A 19,536-nucleotide genomic window follows, 5' to 3' on the forward strand; every position below is an offset into this window, starting at 1 on the left:
GTGTGCGGGCAATGACCCGTTCCTTCCGCTTCAGCATCCAGGCCTCGGCGCCCCGTCCAGCTGCCGAATGGCGCGAACTTGGCCGTCGGGCTGAAGACCTTGGCTACTCCGCCTTGTCGGTCTCGGACCACCTCGATGCCGAGATGGCTCCCCTGATCGCCCTGGCCGTCACCGCCGAGGCCACCCGTGACCTGCGCCTGACCACCCTCGTGCTGGGCAACGACTTCCGGCACCCGCTGTTCCTGGCTAAGCAGGCCGCCACGCTGGACCTGCTGTCGGACGGGCGCCTCGAGTTGGGCCTGGGGGCCGGCTGGAAGACCTCCGACTATGACCAGTCGGGTCTCGCCCTGGATCAACCGGGCGTGCGCATCGCCCGGCTGGCCGAGTCCGTCGAGATCCTGAAGCGGTGCTTCGCCGAGGGGTCGTTCGACTTTGACGGCAAGCACTACACGGTGAGCGGCCACGACGGACAGCCGACCTGCATCCAGTCGCCCCACCCACCGTTCCTACTAGCCGGTGGGGGTCGCAAGATGTTGTCTCTGGCTGCCCGGGAGGCCGACATAGTGGGGCTGAACGCCAACATGGCCGCCGGGGTGATCGACGAGCGGGCCGGCGCCTCGGCCACCGTGGAGGCCACCGACGAAAAGTTGGGGTGGATACGCGATGCAGCCGGCGACAGGTTCGAGGACCTCGAACTGCAGACCCGGGTCCACATGTCCCAGATCACCGACGATCCGATCGGTCTAGCCGAGTTGATGGCGCCGGCCCTGGGCCTGGACGCCGAGGCGGCGTTGGCCTCGCCCCACGTGTTGGCGGGTTCCACGGGCCAGTGCGTCGAGACGCTGCTGGCTTGGCGGGAACGATGGGGCCTGACCTACATCGGCCTCAACGAGGACTCGATGGTCGAGTTCGGACCGGTCGTGGAGGCCCTGTCCGGCGTCTGAGCCCAGATCCGAAGACCGGGCTACCAAAGTTCGTCTGTGTAGCGGTCGGTGCCGACCACGGTGCGCAGGAACGGTGCGGCCGACGTGACCCGACCTAGGCCCGATGCTTCGAGGCGAGCCGCATAGTCCACGAACCGGATCCAGCAGGCTGCTGGATCATCCTCGACGAAGAAAAGTTGCATCGTGGCATCGGGGCCGATGGGTGGCGATCCGAGGTCCATGGGGGCGTTGTTGGTCATGTCGTCGCGGGGGACGGCCTTCCACTGGGCACACGCCGCCACTGGCCCGTCGGCGAATAGGCCCGGCAGCCCCTCGGTGTCCACCCAGGCATCCAGGCCAGCAGCCTCCCCCGAGGGCTCCACGACGACCGACACCAAACCGGCGTACCCGTGGTCGAGAGCCACGTCGACGGGCACCGGGTCGGCGTCTCGGTACCGGTTGGACAAGTGCAGGTACAACACGGTGTGGGCGTGACGGCGCTCCTGGAAGCCCCGGCCGGCCATATAGAGCTTCACCACCTGGTCGGCCCCCCAGGAGAAATGGTCGTCGTGGTGACCCTCCTCCACCCAGTAGACGGCCAGGTACGAGCCCCGGTCCGACGGGTCATTGACCGAGTTGCCATCGGTCGGAAAACGCAGCTCCTTCAACGCCCGAGTGGCCACCCACCGGCTGCCAGCGAAGCACCACGGGCCGGTCATGCAGCCCCCGTAGTAGTGGTCACGCTCGTACCAACGGTTGTAGGCGACCTCATGGCCCTTCTCGGGGTCGACCAGCGTGTAGAGCATGCTGCCCACCCTTACCGGGTGTACGGGCCCCCTCTCCGGGTCATGGGTTTCGTCAGCCATCGGGGGTCCTCCGGGTTCGGGTCAGCGGGGTTCGATGAGGATCGACGCGGTGGCCCTTCCCACCCGCCCGTCCAGGTCATAGAGCACGGCCTCGGACAAGCCGATGCCGTCACCGTCGTTCTTGTGCAGGGCCCGGACTCCCATCCAGTCGCCCACCGGGTCACGGAAGGCGGTTACTGCCAGGTCGGCGTTGACTGTCATCCACTCGTCAGGCTGGAGGTACTGGGCGGCCATGGACGCCATGTCGGCCACCGTAGCCAGGCGCACGAAGGCGCTGGTCTTGCACCCGGCCACCATCTCGTTGTGCATACGCAGCCACACGAGGCCTGGGGCGCCATCGCGATACTCGCCAGTACGTCGGAACTCCACCGCCCGAAGGAAGGCCGGGACACCGATGCCCAGCATGGTGAGAAGCACCGGCTCATCGGGCAGGGCGTGGGGCTCGTCCTCGGGGTGGGCCGTCTTTTCGGGTTCGACCGGGTTGGGGATATCGGCCACCCGCATTCGCAGCGAGGTAGCGCGGGCCATCTCCACATCGAGGTCGGAGCCGGAAAAGAGCGACGCCCTCACGACCTGGATTCGGCGACCGGACCGCAACACCTCCACCTCGGGCCGCAGCGGGGTGAGCGGCACACCGCGCATCATGTCGACGGTATGGCGGACCGTGCGCATGGGTGCAGGGGCGGGAACCGTCTCAACGAGATGGGCGAGGATGCCCGAGATAGGGCCGCCGTGCTGGATGGTCGGGTCCCACGGGCCGCCGGTCAGCGGTCCGGGCACCAGGAGGCCGCCACGTTCCCCGTAGAAGGGCTCAGTCGAGTACTGCTGATTGGTCTCGGCAATGCCGCCGACGGGGTCCGAGGTCACCGCCCGATCATGCCGTCCGGCCGAGCAACGACAGGAGTCGGACACCGGCCGATGCACCGTCGGGCGGCATCACCTTTGACCCGAAGTGGCCGGTGAGGGCGTCCGAGCCGGCCAGCGGCAACCAGAAGTCGAGACACCGTTCGGCCAGGGTTTCCGGCAGTTCAACGTAAGCGCCGCACGACCGGGCCAGGTCCCAGCCGTGGACCAGATTCTCGGTGACCCGGAAGCCGATGATGACCCCGCCCGGCAGTTCGCCCACCGCGTGGGGGTGTAGGGCATCCAGCACGCCGTCGACCGATGCCGACTCGATGGCGGCCAGCACCGTGCCCCGCCAGGTGGCCATGGGATTCAGGCCCAGGATCGACGGGTCGGCCTGGGACTCCCATGCTCCACCGCCGCGCAGCACGCGGGTGACCAGCGCCTCGCCGGTGATCACGTGGGCTACCAGCGTGCGGACGTCCCATCCGTCGCACGGGGTATCGGCCGTCCAGTCCAGTTCGGTGACCTCAGCGAGGCGTTCACCGAAGAAGGCGCACGCCGTCGTGTAGGCGGCCACCGTGTCGGTGCGCTCGCTGTCAGTCAGGCCCGTTCCCGGCCCTTCGGGCGGATCGGCGCCCGGCCTGTCCGCTGGGTTCACTCCCACTCGATGGTGCCGGGGGGCTTGGAGGTGATGTCGTAAGCCACCCGATTCACGCCGTCCACCTCGTTGATGATGCGGCTGGACATCCGCTCTAAGAGGTCGTGGGGCAGGCGGGCCCAGTCGGCGGTCATGGCATCTTCGCTGGTGACGGCCCGGATGATGACCGGTCGGGCGTAGGTGCGCTCGTCGCCCATGACGCCTACGGACCGGGCGGATGTCGGCCAGTACTGCGAAGGCCTGCCAGATCTCGCGTTCCAGACCAGCCTCACGAATCTCCTCACGGACAATGAGGTCGGCGGCCTGCAGGGTGGCGGCGGTCTCCGGTGTGACCTCGCCGACAATGCGAACGCCCAGGCCGGGGCCGGGAAACGGCTGGCGCCACACGATCTCGTCGGGCAGGCCCAACTCGGAACCGACAGCTCGCACCTCGTCCTTGAACAGGTTGCGGAGCGGTTCGACGAGGGCGAAGTCCATGTCGTCGGGTAGGCCGCCCACGTTGTGGTGGCTCTTGATCTTGGCTGCGTCCTTGGTGCCCGATTCGATGACGTCCGGGTAGAGCGTGCCCTGGACGAGGAACTTCGCATCGGTGATGCCGCTCGAGGCGTCCTCGAAGATCCGGATGAACAGTTCGCCGATGACCTTGCGCTTGTCCTCCGGGTCGGTGACCCCGGCCAACTTGTCAAAGAACCGGTCGGCGGCCCGCACGTGGATGAGCTCGATGCCTTGGGTCTTCTGGAAGGTATCCACGACCTGTTCGCCCTCGCCGGCCCGCATCAGGCCGGTGTCGACGAACACGCAGGTCAGCTGGGACCCGATGGCCCTGTGCACGAGTGCCGCGGCGACCGCTGAGTCAACCCCGCCGGACAGTCCGCAGATGGCCCGTCCGGTGCCAACCTGTTCTCGGATGGCGTCCACCGACGAGTCGATGACCGAGGCCATCGTCCAATCGCCAGCACACCCGCAGACGTCGCGGACGAAGCGGGTGAGCAGGTCCTGGCCACACGGCGTGTGGTGGACCTCGGGGTGGAACTGGACGGCGTACAACCCGTCGTCGGGGGCCTCAAAGGCGGCTACCGGGGCGTCGGGCGACGAGGCGGTCACCGTGGCGCCGCCCGGCGCGTCGGTGATGGCGTCGAAGTGGCTCATCCAGACCGAGTGGCTGCCGGTGCCAGCGTCGCCCAGGAGCACGCCGGTGTCGGCGACGGTCAGCTCGGTGCGGCCGTACTCGCCGTGTTCGTTGCGACCCACCGTGCCGCCCCGCTGGTGGGCAATGAGTTGGGCGCCGTAGCAGATGCCCAGGATGGGCACACCGAGGTCGTAGACGCCGGGATCGATCCGAGGGGCGCCGTCGACGTGAACCGAGGCTGGGCCACCGCTGAAGATGATTCCGGTGGGTGCCCGCTCGGCGAACTCGGCCGCCGTCAGGTCGTGGGGGACGATCTCACTGAAGACATCTGCCTCACGAACCCTTCGGGCAATGAGCTGGGCGTACTGGGCGCCGAAGTCGACAACCAGGATGCGGTCGGTAGCGCGTGCGCTCCCGCCGGGGGTCTCAGCCATGAAGTGGTGGGTCGATCCGGTTGCGTTGGTCGGAGAAGCCGGGCCGCAGGCCTAGTGGCCCATCCCCACGCCCTGGGACTTCTGAAGCGACTTGCCCTCGGTCATCAGCGCCGGGGCGACCATGACCTCGGCCTTCTGGAACTCCTTGACGTCGAGGTAACCACAGGTAGCCATCGAGGTTCGGAGCCCGCCGAACAGGTTCAACTTGCCGTCGTTCTCGTTGGCCGGACCGAGGAGAATCTCCTCGAGAGAGCCTCTCGTCGCGGTCTGGACCCGAGCGCCGCGGGGCAGCGTCGGGTGGAAGGTGGCCATGCCCCAGTGGTAGCCGCGGCCTGGTGCTTCCGAAGCGGCAGCCAGAGGCGAGCCGATCATCACGGCGTCGGCGCCACACACGATGGCCTTGGAGATGTCGCCACCGGTGGCCATCCCGCCATCGGCGATGACGTGGCAGTAAACGCCGGTCTCGTCAAGGTGACGCATGCGGGCCGCACGGACGTCGGCAATGGCCGTGGCCTGCGGGACGCCGAGGCCCAGCACACCGCGGGTGGTGCAGGCGTGGCCGGGACCCACGCCAACCAGCACACCAGCCGCACCGGTACGCATCAGGTGGAGGGCCGCTTTGTTGGTGGCACAGCCGCCGACGATGACCGGGATGTCCAACTGGCGGATGAACGTCTTGAGGTTCAACGGCTCGACGGTGGTCGACACGTGTTCGGCCGACACGACGGTGCCTTGGATGACCAGCATGTCCAGTTCGCCGGCGAGAATGTTCTCGATCATCCCGTGGGTGCGCTGCGGGGTGACCGAGGCGCACGACACCACACCGGCGGCGTTGATCTCGCGGATCCGCTCGGTGACTAGGTCAGGGATGATGGGCTGCTGGTACAGCTCCTGCATCCGCTTGGTGGCCTTCTCGACGGGCTGTTCGGCAATCTCGGCGAGGATGGAGTCGGCGTCCTCGTAGCGGGTCCAGAGGCCCTCAAGGTTGAGCACGCCTACGCCACCTAGGCGGCCAATCTCAATAGCCGTGGCCGGGCTGATGACACCGTCCATGGCTGAACCCATAAGGGGCAGGTCGAAGCGGTAGGCGTCGATCTGCCAGGAAATGTCGACGTCTTCGGGGTCGCGAGTCCGACGGCTGGGGACGATTGCGATGTCGTCGAACCCATAGGCCCGTCGACCGCTCTTTCCCATCCCGATCCCGATCTCGATCTCGGCCATGGTTGCTGCAACTCCCTGTTGGTGCCTGAAAGTCACCGTCTCCGGCCGGAAGGCCTTGTGACGGCCCCCGGAAAGGGTCGATTCTAGTCACGCGCGTCCGACGCGAACGGCGAGAAGAGCCCGCTGTTTTCGGGTTTGTCAGGCTCAGCCTCGACCCGGCCATCGGCGTCGATCAGGGGCCGTCGAAAACCAGGGCGTCGAGGAGGTCGGCCAGTTCGGTGACGTGCTCGGCAGTCGTCCAGGTACCACCCACTGCGACTCTCAGCGCGTACCGGTCGTCGAGGCGGGTGTGGGTGAGGAAGGCCCGGCCCGAGGCGTTGACGGTGGCCAGCAGGTGCTCGGAGGCCTCGTCTCCGTCCACGTGGCGGAAGCACACCAAGCCCAACGACAGGGGCGCCGCCATCTCCAAGCTCGGGTTGGACGCCACCCGGTCGGCTAGATCGGTCGTGGCCGCCACGTGGGACCGGATGTGGGCTCGCAGGCCGTCCGTCCCGTAGGAGCGCAACACGAACCAGAGCTTGAGGGACCGGAAGCGGCGCCCGAGGGGCACCTGCCAGTCCCGGTAGTCGATCACCTCGCCGGCATCGCTGGCCGCGTTGCGGAGGTACTCGGGGACGATTGACAGCGAATCCAGCAGCGGACCCGAATCGGCCACAAAGAACGCCGAGCAGTCGAAGTTGGTGAGCAGCCACTTGTGGGGGTTGAAGCAGTAACTGTCGACCCGGTCCAGTCCGTCCAACAGGTGGCGGTACTCGGGGCACACGGTGGCCGAACCGGCCCACGCGGCATCCACGTGTACCCACGCCCCGACGGGCCCGGCCACATCGCAGACCCTGGCCACCGGGTCGATGGCGCCCGACGACGTAGTACCTACCGTGGCAGCGATGAGGCACGGCACGAGGCCCTCGGCCTCGTCGGCGGCAACCATGGCGGCCAACGCATCGGCATCCATGGCGAACCCGACGTCGGTGGGCACGACCCGCAACTGCTCACGGGCGAAGCCGGCGACCAAGATGTCCTTTTCAATCGAGGAGTGGGCTTGGGCTGACGTGTAGACCCGCAGACGTGGCAGTTCGGCAGCGCCGCCGGATCGGTCGCGGGCAGCCAGCACGGCACACAGCGACGCTGACGAGGCCGAGTCCTGGATGACGCCGCCGCCCGGACCGTCGGAGCGGAACCGGTCGGGAAGCCCGCAGGCCTCGACCAGCCAATCCAGGACAAGGGTCTCCAATTCCGTGCAAGCCGGACTGGTCGACCACATCATTCCCTGAACCCCCAGGCCGGCTGAGATCAACTCACCCAGGATTGATGGCGGCGACGAGTCGGCCGGGAAGAAACCATAGAAACCGGGGTGCTGCCACTGGGTGGTAGCCGGGACGATGAGACGGTCCACGTCGGTCAGCAGATCGGCAAATGGTTCGCCGACGGCGGGCGGGGACGAAGGCAGTGACCGGTAGACGTCCCCAGGAGCCACGTCGGGCACGATCGGTCGGTCATGCCCGCCATCGCGGTGGTCGGCCAGGAAGTCGGCCAACCAGTCGATTGCAACCCGTCCGGCCTCCCGGAATTCGTCGGGCGTCATGTGCTCGGGGCCCGTCGGTTGCTCAGAAGGTCGGTCAGTCATCGCTGATTCCTCTCAACACGGGCATCACGAGTCAGCACGATAATTGCGGTGGTCGTCAACGCCGAGGGCGAGCGCCAGCAGCTGGCGCAGCATGGCTGCCGTGGCACCCCATATCGTGTCGCCGACCAACTCGAAGAACGTGATGATCCACGGATCACCGTAGGTGGACCACTCCTCCTCGCGGTACACCTCGTCCAGCAGCAGCTCGGCCAGCGGCACGTGGAGGATGGCCTCCACCTCATCGGGGTTGGCCACCAGATCAGGACGGCCGTCGAGGACGGCCACAAACGGGTGGATGAGACTCCGACTGCCCACGGTGACCAGCGGGTCGAGACGACCGACAAGTCGGACCAGCGACGGATCCAGCCCGATCTCCTCCTCGGCCTCGCGCAAGGCGGTGGCCCAGAGGTCCGGGTCGGTCGGATCATGGCGGCCGCCGGGGAACGAGACCTCGTGGGTGTGGCTGGAAAGGCTGGGCGACCGTCGGGTCAGTACCACGTGGGGTCCACCACCCTCGGGGTCGTCATAGAGGGCGACCAGCACGCCGGCTTCGCGTTCGTCGCCGCGGGGTCGCCCTCGAATGCCGCCGGGTTCGCGGCCGACGAACACGGCAACTAGGTGGCCGAGGGTCAGATGCCGGTCGACCAGCGCGCCCCACGGCGGCGCCTCGCCTAGGCGCCAACCATCAGGCCGGGGGATCTCTTGGGGTCCGCCCCATCCGGTGGGCCGCACGACGGCGGTCACTGCTCGATCGGGTCGGCCAGGAACGCCTCAAGCCCCGCGTCTCGGAGGCCTTCGGCCACCTCGAGGGGGACAATGGAGCCACGCTCCCAGCCATCCCAGTGAACGGATAGGGCGGCGACCAGCTCGGCTCGGGGGTCGTCGTCCTCAGCAGCCAAGGCTGCGGCGGCCAACACCTCGGGGAAGCGACCCGTCTTGAGGTTGGCCAGCATTCGACCCACCAAGGTCTCACCCCGGATCCATTCCGCGAACTGGCCGGCCAACTTGACGGAATCGGGGGCGGGCCGGTGGTCAGGCACCGTTGAATCGTCGAAAACCACCGGATCGGACATGGTTGCCACGGTACCGGCGCACCCGACTCGCCAGTCAGCGGGACGGGCCGAAAGTGGGTTCAAAACGACGGAAGCCGGACCCGTGGGCCCGGCTTCCGTGACCCCCGGCCGAAGCCGGAGGACAATCCCGAAGGATCCCTACATCATGCCGCCCATGCCGCCCATGCCGCCCATGGGATCCATGCCTCCACCAGGAGGCATTGCCGCCTCGGGCTCGGGCTTGTCGGCCACGAGCGCCTCGGTGGTCAGCAGCAGGGCTGCGATAGACCCCGCGTTCTGCAACGCCGCACGGGTGACCTTGGCCGGGTCGATGACGCCGGCTTCCACCAGGTCGACCAACTCGCCGGTCGCTGCGTTAAGGCCGGTCGGACCGGAGGCCTGCTCGACCTCACGAACCATGACCGCACCCTCGAGGCCGGCGTTGTCGGCAATGAGCCGAGCCGGAGCGTCGAGGGAAGCGTGCACGATGCGGGCACCGGTCGCTTCATCACCCTCGAGGCCCTCCATGGCCGTGGAAACCGAAGCACGCGCCCGCAGCAGAGCGGTACCGCCACCGGCGACCACACCCTCCTCGATGGCCGCACGGGTCGCCGACAGGGCGTCCTCGATGCGGTGCTTCTTCTCCTTGAGCTCCACCTCGGTGGCTGCACCAACCTGGACGACGGCGACGCCGCCGGCCAGCTTGGCCAGTCGCTCCTGGAGCTTCTCGCGGTCCCAATCGGAATCGGTCTCTTCGACCTCACGCTTGATCTGGCCGATGCGGCCTTCGACGTCGCCGGCATCGCCGGCTCCGTCGACGATGGTCGTCTCGTCCTTGGTGATCACGACCTTTCGGGCCGAGCCCATCATGTCGAGGCTCACACCGTCGAGCTTGAGTCCGACCTCCTCGGCAATGACCTGACCACCGGTGAGGATGGCCATGTCCTGGAGCATTGCCTTGCGGCGTTCGCCGAAACCCGGGGCCTTAACGGCCACCGAGTTGAAGGTGCCACGGATCTTGTTGACGACCAGCGTGGCCAGGGCCTCACCCTCGACGTCCTCGGAGATGATCAGCAGCGGGCGACCCGACTGCATGACTTTCTCGAGCACCGGGAGCATGTCCTGCACCGAGCTGATCTTGCCCTGGTTGAAGAGGATGTACGGCTCTTCAAGGATCGCCTCCTGGCGCTCCGGGTCGGTCACAAAGTACGGCGACAGGTAGCCCTTGTCGAACTGCATGCCCTCGACGAAGTCGAGATCCATGCCGAACGTGTTGGACTCCTCCACGGTCACGACGCCGTCCTTGCCCACCTTGTCGATGGCGTCGGCGATGACCTGGCCAATCGTCATGTCGGCAGCCGAGATGGCGGCCACGTTGGCGATCTGCTCCTTGGAGTCATCGACCCGCACCGCCTGGTCGGCAATGGAGCCGACAGCGGCGGCCACGGCGGCCTCGATGCCCTTCTTGAGGCCCATCGGATTGGCGCCGGCGGCTACGTTGCGAAGGCCCTCGCGGACTAGCGCCTGGGCCAGCACGGTGGCAGTGGTGGTGCCGTCTCCAGCGATGTCGTTGGTCTTGGTGGCCACCTCCTTCACAAGCTGAGCACCCATGTTCTCGAAGCTGTCCTCCAGCTCCACCTCACGGGCGATAGAAACGCCGTCGTTGGTGATGGTGGGGGCACCGAACTTCTTGTCGAGGACCACGTTGCGGCCCTTGGGGCCGAGGGTGACCTTCACGGCGTCGGCCAGCTTGTTTACGCCGGCCTCGAGGCCGCGACGGGCCTCTTCGTCGAACTTCAGGATTTTTGCCACGGAGCGACTACTTGAGGATGCCGAGGACATCGCGGGCGTTGAGGATCAGAAGATCCTCACCGCCGACGGTGATCTCGGTGCCGCCGTATTTGCTGTAGACGACGGTGTCGCCCTCGGCGACGTCCATCGGCACAAGCTCACCGGTCTGCTCCGAACGACGGCCGGGGCCGACGGCCAGGACGTCGCCCTGCTGGGGCTTCTCCTTGGCGGTGTCCGGAATGACCAGGCCGGAGGCCGTGGTCGACTCGAAGTCGCTCGGACGGACCACGATGCGGTCCTCGAGGGGCTGGAGGTTCATCGAATGATTCCCTTTCGAGACGACGCCGGACCATGTGGCCGCTGGCGTCTGGATGGGGTTCTGAATGTCTCGCACGGTCGGACCCGCCGATTGGCAGTCTCCCTGTGCGAGTGCCAACGATAGGGCTGCACTGGCCCGCGGCCAACGTGGCAGCCGGCGGTTTTCCCACTATCCGACCAGCGACGGGGCCCGTGACTCAGTCCAGCAGCGGCAGGCTGAGGTTCGGATCGGCCCCCACGTCCAGCGGGCTGGGGCCGTCCGAACGTAGACGCCACCAGCCGGCGGCCGCCACCATGGCCGCGTTGTCGGTGCACAGGGCCCGCGACGGAAGGAAGGCCCGCACCCCGGTATCGGTGCACATGTCCAGGAAACGCTCCCGTAGTCGGGAGTTGGCGGCCACCCCTCCCCCGAGGCACGCCCCCTTGGCCCCGGTGGCCTCCACGGCCCAGCGGGCCTTGGTGACCAGCGCGTCGACCACGGCCTCCTGAAATGAGGCGGCCACGTCGGCGGTTGCCGCGTCGGGTTCGTTTCGAACGTGGTTCACCACAGCGGTCTTCAGACCGCTGAACGAGAAGGCATACCGGCGGTCGTCGGACAGGGTGGCTGGATTCTCTTGGACCATGGAGCGGGGGTAGGCGTACGCCGTTGGGTCACCATCCATGGCCAGGGCATCGATCGCTGGGCCGCCCGGATATCCGAGCCCCAGATAGCGGGCCACCTTGTCGTAGGCCTCTCCGGCTGCGTCGTCCAACGTGGAACCCAGTAGGCGGTAGCGACCATGGTCCTCCATGAGGACCAGCATCGTGTGGCCGCCGGACACCAGCAGGACGACCAGGGGCAATTCCAGATCGGGCTCCTCGAGAAACGACGCATACAGGTGGGCCTCGAGGTGGTTGACGGCCACGAACGGCACGCCCCACACCAGCGACAGGGCCTTGGCGGCGCTCACCCCGGTAAGGAGTGATCCAACGAGGCCAGGGCCGGTGGTGGCGGCCACTGCGTCGATGCCGCCGGCGCTTCCTCCCGGAACCTCGATCCCGGCGGTGGCTAGCGCCTCGGCCAGGACGGGCACCAACTCGCGCACATGAGCCCGCCCGGCGATCTCCGGGACCACCCCACCGAACACCGCGTGCTGCTCGACCTGGCTGGACACCACTGACGACCGGACCACGGTGGCCCGCTCAACGACGGCAACCGCTGTCTCGTCGCATGATGTCTCGATTCCCAGAATCGTGTTTGGCGTGACCGTGTCGCCCAAAGCCGTGTCACCCATCAACTCTGGTCCTTCTCAAACTGTTCATCGAACGCCGGATCGTCGACATCATGGATCCACATCACCAGGGCATCGGTTGTCGCACCATCGGAATCGGTGTAGTAGGCGGGTCGCACTCCAGCCGGGACGAACCCGAACCGGCGGTAGAGCGAGATGGCCGCCGTATTGGACGTCCGGACCTCCAGCGTCATGGACGTCAGGCCTCGAGTCCGGGCGTCGCGGCACAGGGCAGCCATCAGGCAGGCTCCGATCCCACGACGCTGGTGGGCGGGATCCACGGCAATGGACGTGACGTGCCCCTCGTCGGCCACCACCACGAGCACCGCGTGGCCCACCGGGGTGCCGTCAGCCCCCTCGGCCACCAGGAGGGTCCGGGTCTCGGTATCGGCCAGTTGGTCACGCAGGAAGGTCTCGGACCACGGCGTGGGCTGGACGAGGGCGTCCAATGCCCTGACGGCGTCCACATCACACTCGCCCATGGGTCGCAACACGACCTGCGTGGCGGCCACCGGCATCACGCCCCACCGGCCCGGGTCGCCCAGTTGATCTGGGCGTCGGGCTGACGTAGATACACCGGCTCGAGTTCCCACGGCTGAACGAACTCCTCGCGCATGGCGCGGGCGTGGGCCAACTGCACGAGCGACCGAGCACTCGGGTTGGCCAGGCCCTGCTCGGCCATCTCGATGCCCCTCAGGCCAGCGAACTCTTCGGCGTGGCGTAGTGCCCCGTCGCCCAGCAACAGGGTCGGCTCGTCGAGGGCCTCCAACTCGGCCGACAACTCGGCGGGCGTGCAGACGTTGGCGTCGCGGACCCGCTGGATACCGCCCGGTACCTTGCGGAACAACGCCGTGAACAGCTCACCCCGACGGGCGTCGAGCGCCGGGACGATCAGGCGGGTCGTCCAGCGGGCTGGGAAGGCCATCAGGTCGAGGCTGGGCACCGGGATCATGGGCACGCCGAGACCCTGGGCGAGAGCGACCGCGGTGGCGATCCCGACCCGCAGGCCAGTGAACAGGCCGGGACCGACGTCGACGGCCACCGCGCCCACCTCCGACAGTTCGATGCCGGCCTGGCGGCGGACGAAGTCGATCTGAGGGGCCAACGCCTCAGCGTGACGGCGCCCCCGGCCGGCCTGGGCCGAAGCCAGCACACCCTCGTGGCCGCCCACCGCACAGCCCACCTGAGCACCCGCACTTTCGATGCCCAGAATCAACATGTGATTCCCCCGTCTCCACCGACGGGCGTCTCGAGGGTCAATAGGGCCACCTCGCGGTCGGACCAGTCGGCCCCCACGGTCCGGAGCTCCAGCACCCGGTCGTCGGAGCCGTCGCCGAGGGTGAGACGGACCTCGAGGTAGCCGCCGGGCAAGGCACCGGAGATGACGTCCCCCCACTCGATGAGAGTGACTGACCGATCATCGACCAGCTCGTAGAGACCGAGGTCACGAACCTCGTCGATGTGGGTGAGTCGGTACACGTCGAGGTGGTGAACGGTCAACTCGTCGCCCGTGTAGCGGTTGGCCAGGGTGAAAGTGGGCGAGGTGATGGGTGTGGTCACCCCGAGGGCCCGACCGAACCCCTGGGTGAACGCCGTCTTGCCGGCCCCCAGGTCACCACACAGCACCAGCAGGTCTCCAGCACGCGACAGCCCAGCTAGTGCGGCGGCCACGGCCTGAGTGCCTTCGGCCGAGGTGGTGGACACCGTCAGGAGGGGCAGGTCCGTCGTCATCTCGGACGCCCGTTCATGAGGCCATCATCAGGTTGCGGGCCCGTCCGAAGTCGGACCGCATGTCGGCCAGCACGCCGGCCCCACCACGGAGAGCGGCCGCCGGGTGGAAGGTTGGCACGAGGTGACGGGGCGGATTCCCGTAGCGGTAGTCGGCGCCCCGTAGCTTCGTGATGCCGGTGGCGGTGGCTAGAAGGAGCCTGGAGGCGAAGTTGCCCAGCGTGACAATGACCGCCGGATCCACAAGTTCCAGCTGTTGGGCCAGCCAAGGCCGACAGGCGGCGATCTCGTCGGGGCGAGGGTCACGGTTGTCGGGCGGGCGGCACTTCACGACGTTGGCGATGTAGACATCGGACCGTTTGACGCTCAGTTCCTCGGCCAGTAGCCGATCCAGGAGCTGGCCGGAGCGACCCACGAAGGGCACGCCCTGCTCGTCCTCGCGGGCGCCGGGTGCTTCACCGACGAACATCACGTCGGCGTTGGGGGCACCGGTACCGAAGACGACCTGCGTACGACCCTTGGCCAACCCACAGGCCGTGCAGGAAGCAGCCTCGTCGGCCAGAAGAGCCAATGACTCGGGGGTGGTCGTCACCCGGGCAGATTATCGACCCGATCCCCTCAGAACGGGGCCCGTCAGCAGGCCCGTACCACGGCCCGCTCGACGGCAGCCACGGCCAGCACCCTCAGCACGTCGATGTCGGCAGCCTCTGCCGCCTCGGCGCGGCCGGTAGCCGCGGCGACGAAGGCATCTCCATCAGATCTCATGTGGGGCGGGAATACGGCCCGGGCCAGACCGTCATGGGCCGACTGGGCCATGAGCAGGCACTCCCCCTTAGTAAGGGCGGCGTCGGTGACTACCGCCCCGATGGTGGTGTTGCCCCGCCGACCCGGCAGATCCGAGGCGTCTCCGGCATCTCCAGCAACCGGCCAACCGCCGAACACCCCGTCGGCCACCGCGGCCGACGTGGCCGGATGACCGACGTCGCCCGCCGCGTTGACGGCCACCACGGCGGCCACCGTGACCCCGCCGTGGGCGACTACGGCTACCCCCACTCCACCAGGACGGGCATGGGTCCGGCCCCGCCACTTACCGACCGTGGCGCCGGTGCCGGCCCCGACCGGCCCGGTGGCCACCGCCATCTCGGCGGTTGCCATGGCCGTTTCAGCAGCGACTCGACCATCAGCGGCCGTGGGACGGACCGAACCGTCCCCCTCCAGAAGGTCGTAGAGCGCCAGGCCGACCACTATGGGCACCGGACCGCCTTCGGTGGCGTAACCGATTCCGGCACCAGCAAGATGCGAAACCACCCCATCAGCGGCCGCCAGGCCGAAGGCCGAACCACCAGACAGCACAAGGGCGTCTAAGCGCTCCACCGAGCGCTCAGGAGCCAGCAGGTCGAACTCACGTGTCGCGGGGGCACCGCCGCGGACCTCGCCGGAGGCCACCGTCCCTTCGGGGAACAGCAGGACCGTACAGCCGGTGCGTGCCTCACTATCGGTGTAGTTGCCGACCCGCAGGCCATCGATGGGAATCCTCACGTCAGCCGACGCTAGTCCCAGCCCCCGGTGGTCCCGCTCGTGATGTCACGGTCGGTGCCGGTGGCAAGTGTCTCCAGGCGATCGTCGTAGTCGGTAACCACGGTGCGCCAGTCAAACCGTCGAATGGCCTCGTCTAGGCCGACCATCCGGGCGCGCCAGCCATCGAGGTCGACCAGTACGTCACGCAGACGGGTCCGCAGGCCACCTTCCGGATAGAGGGCGTCCTCGGACCACGATCCCACCAGCTCCGGGTAGCTCTGCCCGGTCGGGAGGACCGGCACGCAGCCGGCGGCCATGGCTTCCACCACGGCGATCCCGAAGAACTCGTGGTGCGCCGCGCTGACCACCACATCTGACCGGTCCAACAGGTCGACGTAGGCGGCCCGGTCCTGGAACCCCCAGGCCACCACCCGATCGCCAAGGTGGTCCCGAGCCTCGACGAACTCCCTCGGATCGACCCGTTCATTCTCGCCTACCAGAGCCACCCTAAAGGCCACGCCCTCGTCGGCCAGGTGGCGTAGCGCATTCAGCACAGCCTTCGGGTTCTTGTCGTGATCCCAGCGTTGGTTCCAGAGCACCAGCGGGCCCGTCGAATTGGCGGAAACGATCTCTTCAGAAACCGTCCCTTCAGGAATGGGCACGTCGGCCAAGTCGACGCCCACGGGCACCACGTGGCACCGGTCGGCCACCTCGCTCAGGAATCCGACATGGGAATGGTCGGGGGCCCGCTTCAGGAGGTCGGGCAGGGCGGCCAACAGTCCATCGCGCTGGAACGCCGAGTTGCACCACACCTGGTCGGCGCCGGCCATCCCCATCCAGTTGACCAACGGCATCTCGTCGGACGCCGACCCCTTCTGGTTGGGACTCACCGGGTACATCAACTGGTTCTCGTGCAGGTAGAGCACCACCGGCGGATCACCTAGGAAGCGTCGGGTGAGGCCCAGCCAGCCCGCTAGGTCGACCATGCCGGAGACCAGCACCACTTCGGGCGGGCCGTGCTCGGCCACCGCCCGGCGGGCCGCCTCGGCCAGAGTGAGTGCCCCGCCTCGCATCCGCCAACGCCACGCGGCGGCCGGGTGCGAGACGACGACCATTTCGTGGCGGCTGTAGGCGACCAAACCATCGGCCCACGCTCCGTGGGAGCCCCCGTAAAACGGTTCGACGAGCAAGACTCGGGCCATTTTCGGACCTAGGGGTAACGTCGGGGCGGGCGTTGACTGAGCGAACAGAGGACCTCCCACGGGATGATCCCGATCGTGTCGGCGACCTCACCGGCCCCGATCTCCTCGTCGCCCTGGCTGCCCAAAAGGACCACCTCGTCGCCGAGGGAGACCGACCCGTCGACTTCGACCATTAGGGCGTCCATCGAGACGACGCCACGTAATGGCCGGCGTCGACCACCCACCAACGCCTCGCCACCCAGGCCCCACGCCCGGGCCAGGCCGTCGGCGTAACCCATGGGTACGGTGGCCAGGATGGTCTCGTGGTCGGCCACCCAACGGTGGCCGTACCCCACTCCCTCGCCTGACGGCACGACATGCAGGTGAGTGACCTCACTGCGGATGGACATGGCCTGACGAAGACCAAGCGCCCGGCAGGGCTCAGCCACGTCCGGGCCGGGCGATACGCCGTACATTCCGATGCCGACCCGGACCAACGAACGGTGGGTGTCGGGACGGGTGACCGAAGCAGCCGTGTTGGCCAGGTGGACGACCGGCGGTTCGATACCTACGGCGGCCAGGGTGGCCAGCACGGCGTTGAAGCGGTCAACCTGCACCCCGGTGAACGGATCCTCAGGCACATCGGCCGTTGAACAGTGCGAGAACACTCCCTCAAGGATTAGGCCGGTGTCACTGATGTGGCGCGCCGTGGCTAGTGCCTCCTCGGGCCGCACCCCGACCCGGTGCATTCCGGTATCGACCTTCAGATGGACGGCCGACGGGCCTACCCCGGCCCGGGTCGAGTGGACCGCGGCGGCATAGGCGTCGATCCCGACCGGCGTGTAGAGGGTGGGGCGCACCCCACCGAGGGCCACCACCTCGGCCATCTCATCGGGCCTTGGTTCGGACAGGACCAAGATGGGAGCGGTCAGCCCGGCCGCCCGGAGATCGGCGGCCTCCTCGACCAGGGCCACGGCCAACCAGGTGGCTCCGGCCCGTACCGCCGCGTCAGCCACCGCCGGGGCACCGTGGCCGTACCCGTCAGCCTTGACAACCGCGCAGACGGCGGCGTCACCCACCAGGGCGTCAAAGGCGGCCACGTTGTGGCCCACGGCGTCCAAGTCGACCGACACCCAGGTGGGACGCATCAGCTTGCGCCTCCCGAGGCATCGACGGAAAGGTTGGTCAGCACGGACACCAGCCTCGCCGCAAGATCGCCCGCCGCCACCCCGGTGGACGAACCCGCCATCGGGGGGCCATCAATGCCCGGCCCGGTGACCAGGCGTCCGTGCACATGGGCGGCGGCGGCCGCGGCCTCCAACGGCGCGGCCCCACGGGCAAGGAAGGCCCCGATGATCCCAGCCAGCACATCACCGGACCCAGCGGTAGCCAGGCGGGCGTCGCCCGCCGCGGCGAACCGAACCTGGCCGTCGGGGGCGGCGACCACCGTGGTCGGACCCTTCAGGAGCACCACAGCGCCGGTATCGGCAGCTAGGGCACGGGCGGCAGCCATGCGGTCCAAACCAGGCGGCCCACCGGCCAGACGGGTGAACTCACCGTCGTGCGGGGTCAGGATCAGCGGCCTCCCCGCGGTAGCCACCCGACCGCCGGCCGGGACGGTGAGGGCGGCCAGGCCATCACCATCGATGACTAGCGGTGGGCCCGACGAGGCCACCAGCCGTCGCACTGCGTCGGCCACCTCGGGGGCGGTCCCCAATCCCGGGCCGACCACCATCGAGGCGAACCGGTCCCCGTCCAAGCCCTCGGGGCCATCTAGCCCCAGGTCAGTGGTGACGGGCATCCGTACCACCTCGGCCGGGACACCCAGCTCGTCGGAAATACCCGGGCCATCGTCGCCGGGTACAGACAGACGGACGTAGCCCGCCCCGGCCCGCAGCGCCGCGGTGGCGGCCAGACCAGCGGCCCCCTTCATGCCCGATGAGCCAGCGATGACCCAGCAGGCCCGCTGCCACTTGTGGGCGTTGACCGGACGTGGGGGCACCAGGCCAGCGATGTCGCCGTCGGTCAGCAGATAGGACGTCGCCCCCGACACGTCGAGACCCAGGTCCACCACCTCGATCCGTCCAGCCAGCGCCGGACCGTCACCGAACAACAGGCCCGGCTTGAGGGCCGCAAAGGTCACGGTCCGACGAGCGCTTAGGGGCCGACCCCGCGCCTCGCCGGTCAGACCGTCGAGGCCCGACGGGAGGTCCACGGCCAGTACCGGAGCGACGACGGCGGGTGCATCAAAAGGGCGGCCAAGCCCGGTGCCGTAAGCGGCATCCACTACCAGGTCCACCGCGTGATCCCCCGCGGTCGGTAGGTGGTCCGAGGTTGCGGCAGCATCAACGACCGTCGCCCGCACCCCCCGTCGGGCCAGCAGACCGGCGGCCACCCGGCCATCTGCGCCGTTGGATCCCTTGCCGGCAAGCACGGCCACTCGCCGTCCGTATCCTCCACCCAACTCGTCCAGTACGGCACGGGCCACTGCGGCACCGGCCCGTCCGATCAGGACCTCTAGCGGTTCAGTTGCCGCGGCATCCACGGTGGCCATCTCATCCGGCGTACACACCGGGATCACGTCGGATCGACTCCTCAGAGAGCGACGACGGTCGCCTGGGCCAGAGTGTCAGTGTGGCTCAGTGTGACCAACCAGCGGCTCACGCCGGCCCGCCGGGCCACCTCGGCTGACTCACCGTGGAGCACCATCGAAGGAGGCCCCAGCCCGTCGCGCACCACCTCGATGTCGTACATGTCCATCCCGCCGAGACCCAGACCGAGAGCCTTGAGCGTCGCCTCCTTGGCCGCGAACCGCACCGCGTAGCGACTGGCCGGGTCCACATGGGCATCGGCATAGGCCCGCTCAGCCGGTCGGAACAGCCGGTCTCGTAGCGACGGCGTGCGATCCAACGAGCCTCGGAACCGGTCGATATCGACTAGGTCCACTCCGATGCCGATCATGGTCGGTAGAGCGCC

21 protein-coding genes and 1 pseudogene are annotated in these 19,536 nt (G+C 68.1%); 1 reads left to right on the plus strand and 21 read right to left on the minus strand.

The genetic code is table 11. The annotated features are described in order from the left end of the window. The coding region (locus QF777_10055) for a TIGR03621 family F420-dependent LLM class oxidoreductase (protein ID MDP6911891.1) at positions 1-944 on the plus strand (944 nt) is incomplete at its 5' end. Positions 945-964: 20 nt separating this feature from the next. On the opposite strand, the gene QF777_10060 is transcribed toward QF777_10055, so the two are convergent. From QF777_10060 to QF777_10160, 21 genes and pseudogenes are all read right to left on the minus strand, one after another. After that, positions 965-1,789, minus strand: a complete 825-nt coding sequence (locus QF777_10060; protein MDP6911892.1) for a hypothetical protein — start codon at positions 1,787-1,789, stop codon at positions 965-967. A gap of 21 nt (positions 1,790-1,810) precedes the next feature. Next, the gene (locus tag QF777_10065; GenBank protein ID MDP6911893.1) at positions 1,811-2,656 is read right to left on the minus strand and encodes a thioesterase family protein; all 846 of its coding nucleotides are present in this window, start codon (positions 2,654-2,656) and stop codon (positions 1,811-1,813) included. Between the two features lie 7 nt (positions 2,657-2,663). After that, positions 2,664-3,299: a TIGR03086 family metal-binding protein gene (locus tag QF777_10070; protein ID MDP6911894.1), complete on the minus strand. Its 636-nt coding sequence runs from the start codon at positions 3,297-3,299 to the stop codon at positions 2,664-2,666. Next, on the minus strand, positions 3,290-3,490 hold the full coding sequence (locus QF777_10075) for a hypothetical protein (protein ID MDP6911895.1): 201 nt from the start codon (positions 3,488-3,490) through the stop codon (positions 3,290-3,292). Before QF777_10075 ends, QF777_10070 begins: the two co-directional genes overlap by 10 nt. 61 nt (positions 3,491-3,551) lie before the next feature. Further along, a pseudogene (guaA, locus tag QF777_10080) lies at positions 3,552-4,856 on the minus strand (glutamine-hydrolyzing GMP synthase). A gap of 51 nt (positions 4,857-4,907) precedes the next feature. Further along, complete coding sequence (locus QF777_10085; protein ID MDP6911896.1) at positions 4,908-6,077, minus strand: GuaB3 family IMP dehydrogenase-related protein; 1,170 nt, start codon at positions 6,075-6,077, stop codon at positions 4,908-4,910. 172 nt (positions 6,078-6,249) lie between these two features. Further along, positions 6,250-7,701, minus strand: coding sequence for a pyridoxal-dependent decarboxylase (locus QF777_10090; GenBank protein ID MDP6911897.1), 1,452 nt, complete (start codon positions 7,699-7,701; stop codon positions 6,250-6,252). A 24-nt stretch (positions 7,702-7,725) separates the two neighbouring features. Continuing rightward, positions 7,726-8,445, minus strand: a complete 720-nt coding sequence (locus tag QF777_10095; protein ID MDP6911898.1) for a CoA pyrophosphatase — start codon at positions 8,443-8,445, stop codon at positions 7,726-7,728. Then, on the minus strand, positions 8,442-8,774 hold the full coding sequence (locus QF777_10100; GenBank protein ID MDP6911899.1) for a hypothetical protein: 333 nt from the start codon (positions 8,772-8,774) through the stop codon (positions 8,442-8,444). The genes QF777_10095 and QF777_10100 overlap by 4 nt, the downstream gene beginning before the upstream one ends. 138 nt (positions 8,775-8,912) lie before the next feature. Continuing rightward, positions 8,913-10,565 carry a chaperonin GroEL gene (gene groL, locus QF777_10105; protein MDP6911900.1) on the minus strand — a complete coding sequence of 551 codons (1,653 nt, stop codon included), beginning with the start codon at positions 10,563-10,565 and terminating at the stop codon, positions 8,913-8,915. A gap of 7 nt (positions 10,566-10,572) precedes the next feature. After that, the gene (gene groES / locus QF777_10110) at positions 10,573-10,863 is read right to left on the minus strand and encodes a co-chaperone GroES (protein MDP6911901.1); all 291 of its coding nucleotides are present in this window, start codon (positions 10,861-10,863) and stop codon (positions 10,573-10,575) included. Positions 10,864-11,059: 196 nt separating this feature from the next. Next, positions 11,060-12,136 (minus strand): tRNA (adenosine(37)-N6)-threonylcarbamoyltransferase complex transferase subunit TsaD, encoded by a 1,077-nt coding sequence (gene tsaD, locus QF777_10115; protein ID MDP6911902.1) that lies wholly within the window; start codon positions 12,134-12,136, stop codon positions 11,060-11,062. Further along, positions 12,136-12,645, minus strand: a complete 510-nt coding sequence (rimI, locus tag QF777_10120; protein MDP6911903.1) for a ribosomal protein S18-alanine N-acetyltransferase — start codon at positions 12,643-12,645, stop codon at positions 12,136-12,138. The genes tsaD and rimI overlap by 1 nt, the downstream gene beginning before the upstream one ends. Before the next feature lie 5 nt (positions 12,646-12,650). Further along, on the minus strand, positions 12,651-13,352 hold the full coding sequence (gene tsaB, locus QF777_10125) for a tRNA (adenosine(37)-N6)-threonylcarbamoyltransferase complex dimerization subunit type 1 TsaB (GenBank protein MDP6911904.1): 702 nt from the start codon (positions 13,350-13,352) through the stop codon (positions 12,651-12,653). After that, on the minus strand, positions 13,346-13,864 hold the full coding sequence (gene tsaE / locus QF777_10130; protein MDP6911905.1) for a tRNA (adenosine(37)-N6)-threonylcarbamoyltransferase complex ATPase subunit type 1 TsaE: 519 nt from the start codon (positions 13,862-13,864) through the stop codon (positions 13,346-13,348). The genes tsaB and tsaE overlap by 7 nt, the downstream gene beginning before the upstream one ends. 13 nt (positions 13,865-13,877) lie before the next feature. Continuing rightward, complete coding sequence (locus tag QF777_10135) at positions 13,878-14,453, minus strand: uracil-DNA glycosylase (GenBank protein ID MDP6911906.1); 576 nt, start codon at positions 14,451-14,453, stop codon at positions 13,878-13,880. Positions 14,454-14,494: 41 nt separating this feature from the next. After that, complete coding sequence (locus QF777_10140; protein MDP6911907.1) at positions 14,495-15,400, minus strand: P1 family peptidase; 906 nt, start codon at positions 15,398-15,400, stop codon at positions 14,495-14,497. An 11-nt stretch (positions 15,401-15,411) separates the two neighbouring features. After that, positions 15,412-16,581: a DUF3524 domain-containing protein gene (locus QF777_10145; GenBank protein ID MDP6911908.1), complete on the minus strand. Its 1,170-nt coding sequence runs from the start codon at positions 16,579-16,581 to the stop codon at positions 15,412-15,414. A gap of 8 nt (positions 16,582-16,589) precedes the next feature. Continuing rightward, entirely contained in the window at positions 16,590-17,708 is a 1,119-nt protein-coding gene (gene alr, locus QF777_10150; GenBank protein ID MDP6911909.1) for an alanine racemase, read from the minus strand. Beyond that, on the minus strand, positions 17,708-19,132 hold the full coding sequence (locus tag QF777_10155) for an NAD(P)H-hydrate dehydratase (protein ID MDP6911910.1): 1,425 nt from the start codon (positions 19,130-19,132) through the stop codon (positions 17,708-17,710). The genes alr and QF777_10155 overlap by 1 nt, the downstream gene beginning before the upstream one ends. 23 nt (positions 19,133-19,155) lie before the next feature. Beyond that, the gene (locus tag QF777_10160) at positions 19,156-19,521 is read right to left on the minus strand and encodes a holo-ACP synthase (protein MDP6911911.1); all 366 of its coding nucleotides are present in this window, start codon (positions 19,519-19,521) and stop codon (positions 19,156-19,158) included. Positions 19,522-19,536: the final 15 nt, after the last annotated feature.

It is taken from the genome of Acidimicrobiales bacterium, assembly GCA_030747595.1.
Lineage (GTDB): Bacteria > Actinomycetota > Acidimicrobiia > Acidimicrobiales > MedAcidi-G1 > UBA9410.